The following is a 12,835-nucleotide window of genomic DNA, read 5'->3' on the forward strand; positions in this document are numbered from 1 at the left end:
AATACCGCATGTATCTCGGTCTCGATCTCGGAACCTCCGGCGTCAAGGCGATGCTGATCGACGGCGATCAGAAGATTGTCGGCTCGGCCAATGGTTCGCTCGACGTCTCGCGTCCGCATTCCGGCTGGTCGGAGCAGGAGCCGGCCGACTGGGTGCGTGCCACTGAGGAGGCTGTCGCCGGCCTGAAGGCGAAACATCCGACAGAGCTTGGAGCCGTCAAGGGCATCGGCCTTTCCGGCCAGATGCATGGTGCGACGCTGATCGATGCCAGCGACAAGGTGCTGCGCCCCTCCATCCTCTGGAACGACACGCGCAGTCATGTCGAGGCTGCGGCACTCGATGCCGATCCGCGCTTTCGCGCCCTGACCGGCAACATCGTCTTCCCCGGCTTCACGGCGCCGAAGCTCGCCTGGGTCAAGAAGCATGAGCCCGACGTTTTCGCCAAGATCGCCAAGGTGCTGCTGCCGAAGGACTATCTACGTCTTTGGCTAACCGGCGAATATATCTCTGAAATGTCGGATTCGGCCGGCACCTCCTGGCTCGACACCGGCAAGCGCGCCTGGTCATCCGAGCTGCTTGCCGCCACCGATCTCTCCGAGGAGCAGATGCCGGCGCTGGTCGAGGGCACCGCGCAGGCCGGCAAGCTACGGTCCGACCTGGCGGCGCAATGGGGCATATCAGGCGATGCCGTCGTTGCCGGCGGCGCGGGCGACAACGCGGCCTCGGCCTGCGGCATGGGCACGGTCAGCGACGGCGCCGCTTTCGTCTCGCTCGGCACGTCAGGCGTGCTGTTTGCCGCCAACGGCTCCTATCTGCCGAAGCCGGAAAGCGCCGTGCATGCCTTCTGCCACGCATTGCCGAACACCTGGCACCAGATGGGCGTGATCCTGTCGGCGACCGATGCGCTTAACTGGCATTCCGGCGTGACCGGTAAGTCGGCTGCCGATCTCACCGGCGAGCTCGGCGAGACGCTGAAGGCGCCGACAGGCGTCACCTTCCTTCCCTATCTCTCCGGCGAGCGCACGCCGCACAATGATGCCGTCATCCGTGGCGCCTTCATCGGCCTTGAACATGAAAGCAGCCGTGCCGTTCTCACCCAGGCGGTGCTCGAAGGTGTGGCCTTTGCCATCCGCGACAATCTCGAAGCGCTGCGCTCGGCGGGCACCGGGATCTCCCGCGTCACGGCGATCGGCGGCGGTTCGCGCTCGCACTACTGGCTGGCGTCGATTGCGACCGCGCTCGGGGTTCCGGTCGACCTGCCGGCCGACGGCGATTTCGGCGCCGCCTTCGGCGCCGCCCGCCTCGGTCTGATCGCCGCGACGGGGGCCGATCCGATCGCCGTCTGCGCGCCGCCGGTGACATCGGGCACGATCGAGCCGGTGGTTTCACTCAGCGACGCTTATGAGGACGGCTACATGCGCTACCGCGCACTTTATCCGGCGATCAGATCGCTGGCGAACTGAGATTTCTGGCCCCTCACCCTACCCTCTCCCCGAAGGGAGAGGGGAAGTCCGCGCGGCGGCTTCGAAAGAGCTGAAACGTTGCAGCAAGTCCCTTCTCCCCTCGGGGAGAAGGTGCCGGCAGGCGGATGAGGGGGCAGCCTCCGCAAATCAACAATTCAGAACTGTTAAGAGATACGAACCCAAGGAGACCTCAACATGAGCACCGGATTTTTCGGCGATATCCAGAAAGTCAAATACGAAGGCCCCGACAGCACCAATCCGCTGGCCTTCCGCTACTACCAGCCGGACGAGATCGTCATGGGCAAGCGCATGGAAGACCACCTGCGTTTTGCAGTAGCCTATTGGCACACCTTCACCTGGCCGGGCGGCGATCCCTTCGGCGGCCAGACTTTCCTGCGTCCCTGGTTTGAAGACACGATGAAGGCGGCCAAGTTGAAGGCCGACGTCGCCTTCGAATTCTTCTCGCTGCTCGGCGCGCCCTATTACTGCTTCCATGACGCCGACGTGCGCCCGGAAGGCAAGAATTTCGCCGAAAATACCAGGAACCTGAACGAGATCGTCGATTATTTCGCCGAAAAGCAGGCCGCTACCGGCACCAAGTTGCTCTGGGGCACGGCGAACCTGTTTTCCCACCGCCGCTATATGTCGGGTGCAGCCACCAATCCGGATCCGGATGTCTTTGCTTTCGCAGCCGCGACCGTGAAGACCTGCATCGACGCCACGCAGAAGCTCGGCGGTGAGAACTACGTGCTGTGGGGCGGCCGCGAAGGCTATGAAACCCTGCTCAACACCGATATCGGCCGCGAGCTCGACCAGCTCGGACGCTTCCTCAACCTCGTCGTCGAATACAAGCACAAGATCGGCTACAAGGGCACCATCCTGATCGAGCCGAAGCCGCAGGAGCCGACAAAGCACCAGTATGATTACGACGTTGCGACCGTCTATGGTTTCCTCAAGAAGCACGGACTTGAAAACGAGGTAAAGCTCAATATCGAGCAGGGCCACGCGATCCTGGCCGGTCACTCCTTCGAGCACGAACTGGCGCTTGCCAATGCGCTCGGAATTTTCGGCTCGATCGACATGAACCGCAACGACTACCAGTCCGGCTGGGATACCGACCAGTTCCCGAACAATGTTCCCGAAATGGCGCTCGCCTATTACCACGTTCTGGCGGGCGGCGGCTTCAAGACCGGCGGCACCAATTTCGACTCGAAGCTTCGTCGCCAGTCGCTCGACCCGGCAGACCTCTTGATCGGCCATATCGGCGGCATGGATTGCTGCGCCCGCGGCCTGAAGGCTGCTGCCAAGATGATCGAGGACAAGGCTCTCTCCCAGCCGCTCGCAGAGCGTTATGCCGGATGGGATTCGGCTGAAAGTCAGAAGCTCTTCCGCGGCGAATATTCGCTGGATGAGATCACGAAATGGGTCGAAAGCAAGGACGTCAACCCGCAGCCGAGGTCCGGTAAGCAGGAACTGCTTGAGAACGTTGTCAACCGATACGTCTGATAATAAGCGCCGGCGGCTTTGGTCGCCGGCGCAAGCCTCTCCCCAGCCGCCTTCACCAGCTTATACAGTTCAGCGCTTCAACCAGGTGCGCGACGGCGCGGAGACGGAGTTTCGAACCACCAGATCCGCTCTCAGCAGGATTTCCGTCTCGGCCGGGCGGCCATCGGACAAGAGTTCCAACAGCAGCGCCATCGCCTGTTTGCCGATCGCCGTTCGCGGCTGGCGGATCGTCGTCAACGACGGCGATATGAAGACGGCCTGCGGCACGTCGTCGAAACCGGTAACCGAGAAATCGCGCGGAATGTCGTAGCCGCGTGCGCTGAGCCCGATCATGACGCCAATCGCCGTCTGGTCGTTCACGCACATGAAGGCGGTGGGAAGCGTATCGCGCATGAAGAGCTGTTCGACCGCATGCCGGCCGCTTTCGATCGTGCCGTCGCCTTCGAGCACGATCCTCAGATCGGACGGGATGCCGGCGGCATCGAGACCGGCATCGTAACCCATGCGGCGCCTGATATAGGCCAGCCGGGTGCGCGAATCGCCGATGAAAGCGATCTTGCGATGGCCTTCGGCCAGCAGCAGGTCCACCGCTTTCCTCGCGCCCTCGGTATCGTCGACGCCGACATAGGGGATGCCGCCGTTGAAGACAGGCTCGAAAACGCCGACGCTCGGCGGCAGCCGCGCCGTCATCGTCTGATGGCCGAAGGGCAGGATGCCGGTGAACAGGATCAGTCCGGCCGCCTGGTTGGAATTCAAGAATTTCAGATATTCCAACCCGCGCTGGGCGTCGTTCTGCGTGTGGCCGATCAGGATGCCGTAGCCGTGCGCTCGCGCCTCGTTCTCCAGACCGACGAGAATGTTGGAGAAATTGGGGTCGCCAATGTCGGGCGCCACCACGAGGATCATGTTGGAGCGGCCGAGCCTCAGGCTGCGAGCCATGGCATTGGTGGTGTAGCCGGTGACGGCAATCGCCTGGTTGACCTTGAGCCGGGTGGAGTTGGCGACTTTCTCCGGGGTGTGGATCGCCCGCGAAACCGTCGCGATGGAGACCTCGGCGATCCGGGCGACGTCTTCGATTGTTGCGGGCGTGGAATTCGACACTGAGCTCTGCCTTGGACTGTCTTCGCCGCGACACTACACAGACTTGTCGACAGGTCAAAGGCAGGCTTCAACGGATCTGCGTTAATCCACGATGTAAACCTTTACATGGCTGATGTAAAGGTTTACATAGCTCCAAAGCGGACGGGAGCCGCAGCGCACAGCGCCCGAAAACAGCAAACGGTTTTCACAATGGGAATGCGCTAGTTCAAGGTGATGGAGTGGGCGCCGGGTTTCCTGCCGGATGCGAGGCGGACTTTGGGGGAGGCATGATGACCGTTGAGATCGCCGACACCGCACCCGCGGTGCTGTCCGCCAGGCGCATATGCAAATCCTTCAGTGGTGTGCAGGTCCTCTTCAGCGTCAATTTCGATCTCCGCGCCGGCGAAATCCATGCCCTCATGGGTGAGAACGGCGCCGGAAAATCCACGCTCGTCAAGGTATTGTCAGGCTTCGAACAGCCGACATCCGGCGAGATTGTGCTCGATGGCAAGCCTGTCGTGCTGCCGCCCAATGGCGCCGCCGAAGCGCTCGGCATTGTCATCATCCACCAGGAATTCAATCTCGCCGAACATCTGACCGTGACGGAAAGCCTGTTTCTCGGGCGCGAAGTCACGCGTTTCGGTGTGCTCGACCGCAAATATATGCGCTCGGAGACACGCAAGGTTCTCGATGCGCTCGGGTCGCATGTCGATGAGAATGCCCTGATCAGCACGCTTTCCATCGCCGACAAGCAGATGGTCGAGATCGCCAAGGCGATCAGCCGCGACGCGCGGGTCGTGTTCATGGATGAGCCGACCGCGGTCTTGTCGCGGGAAGAGACCAATATGCTGTTCAAGCAGGTCCGCAAGCTGCGCGATCAGGGCACCAGCTTCGTCTTCGTTTCGCATAAGCTCGATGAAGTGATGGAACTGACCGATCGTGTCACGGTGCTGCGCGACGGTCAGTGGATCAAGACGTCGCCGACCTCCATTCTGGACGGGGAATCGATCGCGCAGCTGATGGTCGGGCGCGAACTTTCCAGCCTCTATCCCGCCAAGGTCGAGCCCGATGTCGACGAGGAGATCGTCTTGAGCGTCGCCTCGGTGTCGACGGGCTATGTGAAGGATGCAAGCTTCGAGGTGCGCAAGGGCGAGATTATCGGCTTCTCCGGCATGATAGGCTCCGGCCGCACCGAGCTGATGGAAGCGATTGCTGGCTTGCGAAGCCGTCTTGACGGCGAGGTGGTCATCAAGGGCGAAACGGTGCCCTCCGGCGACGTGCATGCCGCCAATCGCTGCGGGCTGGCCTACATGACCAAGGATCGCAAGTCGAAGGGGCTGCTGCTGCGCTCCGGCATGGTGGCCAATCTGACTTTGCAATCGCTCGAAAGGCACGCCAGTCACGGCTATCTCAGCCCAGCCAGCGAGGCGGCCGCGCTGGCAAAGGCCAAGCGCCGTTTCGACATCAGGGTTCGTGACGGCAATATCATCGCCGGTCGCATGTCCGGCGGAAACCAACAGAAGCTGCTGTTGGCCAAGGTCATGGAGACCGAGCCCGACATCATCATCATCGACGAACCGACGCGCGGCATCGATGTCGGCACCAAGCAGCAGATCTATCATTTCATCTCGGCACTCGCCCGTGACGGCCGGTCGATCATCGTCGTCTCTTCGGAGATGCCGGAGGTCATAGGCCTCTGCACGCGGGTGGTGGTGATGCGCGAAGGGCATATCGTCGGCGTGCTCGAAGGAGATGAGATTTCCGAGCAGGAGATCATGCGTTACGCCGCCGGGCTGAAGAAGAAGGCGGCTGCCTGAGGGTTGAAGCAGGGCTTCGCCGATCAGGACGACAGATAAGATGCCCAGAGAATATGGGCGGGAGGTTGGTTTTGGAAATGAGTGTCCACGAAGAGACCAGGGAAATCCGGCGCCGATCCTGGCGGGATGTCGACCTGCGCGCGGTCGCGCCTTTCGTCGCCCTGGCGCTGCTTCTGATCGTCGGGGCCTTGGTCAATCCCAATTTCATCGGCATCACCAACCTTGCGAACGTCGCCACGCGCAGCGCTTTCATCGCCATCATCGCGGTCGGCGCGACCTTCGTGATCTCGGCAGGTGATCTCGACCTGTCGGTGGGTTCGATGGTGGCTTTTGTCGCCAGCCTGATGATCTTGTTGATGAATTCGGGCGCCATCGAAAACCCGGCTTTGATGCTGACGGTCGCGGTCGTCTTCACCTTGGTTGCCGGCGCGCTTTGCGGTCTGGCGAACGGCTTGATCACCACGGTGGGCAAGATCGAACCTTTCATCGCAACCCTCGGCACGATGGGCATCTATCGCGGACTGACCACATGGCTGTCGCAGGGCGGTGCGATCACCCTTCGCTCCGCCGATATCCAGACGCTCTATCGGCCTGCTTATTTCGGCAATATCGCCGGCATGCCGACGCCGATCGTTGTGATCCTGACGGTGACGGCGATCGCGGCGTTCATCCTCTACCGCACCCGCTACGGGCGCCACGTCGTCGCTGTGGGATCGAACAGCGATGTCGCCCGCTACTCCGGCATCGCGGTCAATCGTGTCAGGACGATTGCCTTCGTCATCCAGGGCCTGTGCGTCGCCATCGCCGTGCTGCTCTATGTTCCGCGCCTCGGGTCGACATCTGCGACGACAGGCATCCTGTGGGAATTGCAGGCGATCACCGCTGTCGTGGTCGGCGGGACCGCGCTGAAGGGTGGCGCCGGCAGGGTCTGGGGCACGATCTGCGGCGCCTTCATTCTCGAACTCGTCGGCAACATCATGCTGCTTTCGAATTTCATCAGCGAGTATCTGATCGGCGCCATCCAGGGTGCGATCATCATCATCGCCATGTTCGTGCAGCGCTCGCTGGTGCGCAAAACATGAACTGATCCGGCTTGCAAATGGCCGGGATTGCAATTGACCGGGCTTACAGGGCGTCCGGTCCCGATATGGAAAAGTCCCTGACATTATTGGGAGGAAATAGCATGCGTAAATTGATGTTGGGCCTGGCGGTTGCGGCGGTGACATTCGCCGGCGCCGCTCACGCCCAGGACAAGAAATTCACGATCGGCGTGTCCATTCCGGCCGCCGACCACGGCTGGACTTCGGGCGTGGTCTTCCATGCCGAACGTGTCGCCAAGCTGCTGATGGCCGAACATCCCGGTCTTAACGTCATCGTCAAGACCTCGCCGGATGCCGCCAGCCAGGCAAACGCCGTGCAGGATCTCGACACGCAGGGCATCGACGCCCTGGTCATTCTGCCGTCGGATCCGGATCCGCTCGTCAACGCCATCAAGGAAGTCAAAAGCAAGGGCAAGTTCGTCGCCCTCGTCGACCGTGCGCCGAGCAACAACGATAATTCCGTGCGCGACCTCTATGTCGCCGGCAACAATCCGGCGCTTGGCGAAGTCGCCGGCAAGTACATTGCCGAAAAGACGCCGGACGCTGAAGTCGTCGTCATCCGCGGTTTGCCGATCCCGATCGACCAGCAGCGCCAGGACGGCTTCGACAAGGGTATTGCCGGCTCTAAGGTCAAGGTTCTCGATCGCCAGTACGGCAACTGGAACCGTGACGATGCCTTCAAGGTCATGCAGGACTATCTGACCAAATATCCGAAGATCGACGTAGTGTGGTGCCAGGACGACGACATGGCTGTCGGCGTTTTGCAGGCGATCGAGCAGGCCAAGCGCACTGACATTCAGTATGTCGTTGCCGGCGCCGGCTCCAAGGACATGGTCAAGAAGGTCATGGACGGCGATAAGCTGATCCCCGTCGACGTTCTCTATCCGCCGGCGATGGTCGGCACGGCGATGGAGTTGACGGCGGCCGCCCTCTACGATCAGGTTCCGGTTCACGGCAGCTACATCCTCGACGCAACGCTCGTCACCAAGGACAATGCCAAGGACTTCTACTTCCCGGATTCTCCGTTCTGATCCATCGGTCGGCGACATGCGCCCATTCGAAAGGATGGGCGCATTTTATGATCGATACAGTGCGCGCTGAAAATGCTGCACGTACCTCTTGCCCGCCAAAGCCCAGCATGATTAGCTCGCAGCAAATATCGCGTCCGGCCTTGCGCCAAACGCGAGCTGAGGCGAGTAGGCGCCTTGCGCCCGCCAAATTGCGTGCTACAACATTTCAGAAACGTTTACGGTCGATATTCAGGGAGGAATCTGACATGAAGACCATCAAGGGCCCTGGCCTCTTCCTTGGCCAGTTCGCGGGCGATGCCGCTCCTTTCCATTCGTGGGACGCGATCACCAAATGGGCGGCCGATATCGGCTACAAGGGCGTCCAGGTGCCGACCTGGGCGAGCCAGCTGATCGATCTGAAGAAGGCGGCCACCTCCAAGGATTATTGCGACGAATTCGCCGGCAAGGCCCGCGAAAACGGCATTGAGATCACCGAACTCTCCACCCATCTGCAGGGCCAACTCGTCGCCGTTCACCCGGCCTATGACGAAGCCTTCGACGGGTTCGCAGCCCCCGAGGTGCGCGGCAATCCGAAGGCGCGCCAGGAATGGGCGGTCGAGCAGGTCAAGATGGCGCTGACGGCATCGAAAAACCTCGGCCTCAAGGCGCATGCAACCTTCTCCGGCGCGCTCGCCTGGCCCTTCATTTATCCCTGGCCGCAGCGCCCCGCCGGCCTGGTCGAAACCGCTTTCGACGAGCTTGCGCGCCGCTGGACGCCGATCCTCAATCATGCGGATGAAAACGGCATCGACGTTTGCTACGAAATCCATCCCGGTGAAGACCTACATGACGGCATCACCTTCGAGATGTTCCTGGAGCGCGTGAAGAACCATCCGCGCGCCAACATGCTCTACGATCCCTCGCACTACGTCCTGCAGTGCCTCGATTATCTCGACAATATCGACATCTACAAAGACCGCATCAAGATGTTCCACGTGAAGGATGCGGAGTTCAACCCGACCGGGCGTCAGGGCGTCTATGGCGGTTATCAAGGTTGGGTTGAGCGCGCCGGCCGCTTCCGCTCGCTCGGCGACGGCCAGGTCGATTTCGGCGCGGTGTTCTCGAAAATGACGGCCAATAATTTCGACGGCTGGGCCGTGGTCGAATGGGAATGCGCGCTGAAACATCCGGAGGATGGCGCCCGCGAAGGGGCCGAATTCGTCGCCGCTCATATCATCCGCGTCACTGAAAAGGCCTTTGACGACTTTGCCGGCAGCGGTACCGATCAGGCAGCGAACCGGCGGATGCTGGGGCTTTAAACAAAAAGCGTGCCGTGAGGCTGCCCCTCACCCTAACCCTCTCCCCGTTTTGACGGGGAGAGGGAACTTGCCACACCGGGCGACGGAGTTGGCATCGACGTCGCCGCAGATCCCTTCTCCCCCGCGAGCGGGGAGAAGGTGGCGGCAGCCGGATGAGGGGGCGCATCCGCACCAGATTAAATTTCAGGAGGACAAGAATGGCAATCGAAGCATCATCGGAACAGACCCGCGAGCCACGCATTCGGCTCGGCATGGTCGGCGGCGGCGCCGGCGCGTTCATCGGCGCGGTGCATCGCATCGCGGCGCGCATCGACGATCAGTACGATCTTATCGCCGGCGCGCTGTCGTCGACGCCTGAAAAGGCGGTTCAGTCAGGCCGCGATCTCGGCCTCGATCCGTCGCGCACCTATTCCAGCTACCGCGAGATGGCGATCCGCGAGGCGAAGCTGAAGAACGGCATCGAGGCGGTGGCGATCGTCACGCCGAACCATGTGCATTACGATGCGGCCAAGGAATTCCTGAAGCGCGGCATCCATGTCATCTGCGACAAGCCGCTGACATCGAATCTTGCCGATGCGAAGAAACTGAAGAAAATTGCCGACGAAAGCGGCGCGCTCTTCGTGCTGACACATAATTACACTGGTTATCCGATGGTGCGTCAGGCGCGCGAAATGATCGCGAACGGCGAACTCGGCGATATAAGAGTGGTCCAGGCCGAATATCCGCAGGATTGGCTGACTGAAGCAGTCGAGCAGACCGGCCAGAAGCAGGCCGCCTGGCGTACCGATCCAGCGCAATCGGGCGTCGGCGGCTCCACAGGCGATATCGGCACGCACGCGTATAATCTCGCCTCCTTCATGTCAGGCCTGGAACTCGACAGTCTCGCCGCCGATCTCGACAGCTTCGTTCCCGGCCGCCGACTGGATGACAACGCCCATGTCATGCTGCGCTTCAAGGCCAAGGGCTCGGAGAAGCCGGCTAAGGGCATGCTTTGGTGTAGCCAGGTGGCGCCCGGCCATGAGAATGGCCTGATGGTGCGCGTCTACGGCAGCAAGGGCGGGCTTGAATGGACCCAGAAGGACCCGAACTATCTTTGGTACACGCCGTTCGGCGAACCGAAGCGGCTGATCACGCGGGGTGGCGCAGGATCGGGCGCGGCTGCCGGCCGCGTTTCGCGCGTGCCGTCAGGGCATCCAGAGGGTTATCTGGAGGCGTTTGCGACGATTTATACGGAAGCCGCGCATGCAATCAACGCCCGCAAGAAGGGCAAGGCCGTCGACAAGGCGGTGGTCTACCCGACAGTCGATGACGGCGTGAAGGGCGTGGCCTTCGTCGAGGCTTGCGTCGCCTCCTCCAAGAAGAACGGCGCATGGGTCAAGGTGTGAATTGACCGATCCCCGTCGCAGAATGAAAAACGCCGAGGCGAACTCACGTCGCCTCGGCGTTTTGTTTATGGTGATCAAGCTGCCGCGGTGCGACCGCGCTTCAGCAGATTGTCGACGCTGAGCGGTCTGGCAGCTGCGGCCAGATACAGAAATATGAAGCAGAACAGGATTGCCGCGACGCCGCCATTCTGCGCGGGGTAAATGCCCTTCGACGCGTGGCCGATGAAATAGGCAAAAGCCATCAGGCCGAAGAGCACGAAGGCGGCGATCCGGGTCTGGAATCCGACCAGGACCAGGAAGCCGAGGATGAGTTCGATAAGCCCGGCAACCCACGAAAGCGAGCCTGCAGGTGGTACGCTGGCCGCGGCTGGAAAATGCAGGATTTTCTGGGTTCCGTAGCTGAACAGCACGAGAGACCAGACGATGCGCAGCAGGCTCAGCAGATGGGGCTGCAGCAGAGGGATCGAAGACAGCATCGGATTCCTTTCATGTTTGCGATGTCCGACCTGTGTCAGAGATTGCGGGTGCGACAGCAAGTCACGACTGCTGACATCCGCGTTATGAGGGAGTGAGAGCGAAAATCGCCGCTGGTCGGGTGACGGAATAGTGCATTTACTGCCGCCCGGCGCTGCATACTGTAACGTTGCAGTTTTTCTTTTCCCAAGCCTGTACTTTGTTTTCCGGCTTGGCTAAATCCGAGTTCAAACGGTCCATTCACACGCTGAGACGGGATTTACAGATGATCGATGCGAAGTCTCTTGCAAGCCGCCTTCCCGGCGATTTCACCTTCGGCGTCGCCACCGCCGCCTTCCAGATCGAAGGCGCCGCCAAGGCCGACGGGCGCAAGCCGTCCATCTGGGATGCTTTCTGCAATATGCCGGGCCGCGTCTATAATCGCGACAATGGCGACGTCGCCTGCGACCACTATAACCGGCTGGAGCAGGATCTCGATCTCATCAAGGGTATGGGTGTCGAAGCCTACCGCTTCTCGATTGCCTGGCCGCGCGTTATCCCCGACGGCACGGGTGCGGTGAACGAGGCAGGCCTCGATTTCTATGACCGGCTGGTCGACGGCTGCAAGGCGCGCGGGATCAAGACCTTTGCGACGCTCTATCATTGGGACCTGCCGCTGCTGCTTGCCGGCGACGGCGGCTGGACGGCACGCTCGACTGCCTATGCCTTTCAGCGCTACGCCAAGACGGTGATGAACCGGCTTGGCGACCGTCTCGACGCCGTCGCGACCTTCAATGAGCCCTGGTGCATCGTCTGGCTGAGCCACCTCTACGGCATCCATGCGCCGGGCGAGCGCAATATGCAGGCCGCCCTGCACGCCATGCATTATATGAACCTTGCCCACGGTCTCGGCGTCGAGGCGATCCGCTCGGAAGCCCCCGCTGTGCCCGTCGGGCTTGTGCTCAACGCCGCCTCGATCATCCCAGGCTCCGACAGCCCGGCCGATCTTGCCGCCGCCGAACGTGCGCACCAGTTTCACAACGGCGCCTTTTTCGATCCCGTCTTCAAGGGCGAATATCCGAAGGAATTCGTCGAGGCGCTCGGTGACCGCATGCCTGTGATCGAGGACGGCGACATGACGCTGATCAGCCAGAAACTCGATTGGTGGGGTCTGAATTACTACACGCCGGAGCGCGTCGCCGAGGATGCCGAACGAAAAGGCGATTTTCCCTGGACGGTGAAAGCACCGCCGGTAAGCGATGTGAAAACCGATATCGGCTGGGAAATCTACGCGCCGGGATTGAAGCTCCTGGTCGAGGGCCTCTACCGCCGTTATGAACTCCCGGAATGCTACATCACCGAGAACGGCGCCTGCGACAACACCGATGTCGTCGGCGGCGAGGCGGACGACACAATGCGTCTCGATTATCTCGGCGACCATCTCGATGTCGTGGCCGGCCTCATCAAGGACGGTTATCCCATGCGCGGCTATTTCGCCTGGAGCCTGATGGATAATTTCGAATGGGCGGAAGGCTACCGCATGCGCTTCGGCCTCGTTCATGTCGACTACGAAACGCAGGTCCGTACGGTGAAGAACAGCGGCAAGTGGTATCGCGAACTCGCGGCGCAATTCCCGAAGGGCAATCACAAAACGGGTTGATCGTAACCCTCACGTGTGGGCACAAAGATCTGCAGCGTTTGC

General features: G+C 61.2%; 10 protein-coding genes. 8 read left to right on the forward strand and 2 right to left on the reverse strand.

Annotation, left to right across the window (positions count from 1 at the left end; all coding sequences use genetic code 11):
* The first annotated feature begins 8 nt into the window (after window positions 1-8).
* Together xylB and xylA are read left to right on the forward strand one after the other, a co-directional pair.
* Window positions 9-1,463 carry a xylulokinase gene (gene xylB / locus ATY29_RS22585; protein WP_097533119.1) on the forward strand — a complete coding sequence of 485 codons (1,455 nt, stop codon included), beginning with the start codon at window positions 9-11 and terminating at the stop codon, window positions 1,461-1,463.
* A 195-nt stretch (window positions 1,464-1,658) separates the two neighbouring features.
* Window positions 1,659-2,969: a xylose isomerase gene (gene xylA, locus ATY29_RS22590; protein WP_003566656.1), complete on the forward strand. Its 1,311-nt coding sequence runs from the start codon at window positions 1,659-1,661 to the stop codon at window positions 2,967-2,969.
* Between the two features lie 69 nt (window positions 2,970-3,038).
* Here xylA and ATY29_RS22595 read toward each other — a convergent pair whose 3' ends face one another.
* A complete protein-coding gene (locus tag ATY29_RS22595) occupies window positions 3,039-4,070 on the reverse strand; it encodes a LacI family DNA-binding transcriptional regulator (protein ID WP_097533120.1) in 1,032 nt (343 codons plus the stop codon).
* Window positions 4,071-4,339: 269 nt separating this feature from the next.
* On the opposite strand from ATY29_RS22595, the gene ATY29_RS22600 reads away from it, so the two are divergent.
* The 5 genes from ATY29_RS22600 to ATY29_RS22620 all read left to right on the forward strand — a co-directional run bounded on the left by ATY29_RS22600 (window position 4,340) and on the right by ATY29_RS22620 (window position 10,680).
* Window positions 4,340-5,866 carry a sugar ABC transporter ATP-binding protein gene (locus ATY29_RS22600; protein WP_097533211.1) on the forward strand — a complete coding sequence of 509 codons (1,527 nt, stop codon included), beginning with the start codon at window positions 4,340-4,342 and terminating at the stop codon, window positions 5,864-5,866.
* A 77-nt stretch (window positions 5,867-5,943) separates the two neighbouring features.
* Window positions 5,944-6,948 carry an ABC transporter permease gene (locus tag ATY29_RS22605; RefSeq protein ID WP_003566653.1) on the forward strand — a complete coding sequence of 335 codons (1,005 nt, stop codon included), beginning with the start codon at window positions 5,944-5,946 and terminating at the stop codon, window positions 6,946-6,948.
* Between the two features lie 101 nt (window positions 6,949-7,049).
* Entirely contained in the window at window positions 7,050-7,997 is a 948-nt protein-coding gene (locus ATY29_RS22610; RefSeq protein WP_003566652.1) for a substrate-binding domain-containing protein, read from the forward strand.
* Window positions 7,998-8,242: 245 nt separating this feature from the next.
* Complete coding sequence (locus tag ATY29_RS22615) at window positions 8,243-9,295, forward strand: sugar phosphate isomerase/epimerase family protein (RefSeq protein ID WP_097533121.1); 1,053 nt, start codon at window positions 8,243-8,245, stop codon at window positions 9,293-9,295.
* Window positions 9,296-9,492: 197 nt separating this feature from the next.
* Window positions 9,493-10,680, forward strand: coding sequence for a Gfo/Idh/MocA family protein (locus ATY29_RS22620; protein WP_003566648.1), 1,188 nt, complete (start codon window positions 9,493-9,495; stop codon window positions 10,678-10,680).
* 74 nt (window positions 10,681-10,754) lie between these two features.
* On the opposite strand, the gene ATY29_RS22625 is transcribed toward ATY29_RS22620, so the two are convergent.
* Window positions 10,755-11,156, reverse strand: a complete 402-nt coding sequence (locus ATY29_RS22625; protein WP_097533122.1) for a DoxX family protein — start codon at window positions 11,154-11,156, stop codon at window positions 10,755-10,757.
* A 263-nt stretch (window positions 11,157-11,419) separates the two neighbouring features.
* On the opposite strand from ATY29_RS22625, the gene ATY29_RS22630 reads away from it, so the two are divergent.
* A complete protein-coding gene (locus ATY29_RS22630; RefSeq protein ID WP_097533123.1) occupies window positions 11,420-12,793 on the forward strand; it encodes a GH1 family beta-glucosidase in 1,374 nt (457 codons plus the stop codon).
* Window positions 12,794-12,835 lie beyond the last annotated feature (42 nt).

Source organism: Rhizobium hidalgonense (assembly GCF_002914525.1).
In the GTDB taxonomy this organism is placed as follows: Bacteria; Pseudomonadota; Alphaproteobacteria; order Rhizobiales; family Rhizobiaceae; genus Rhizobium; species Rhizobium hidalgonense.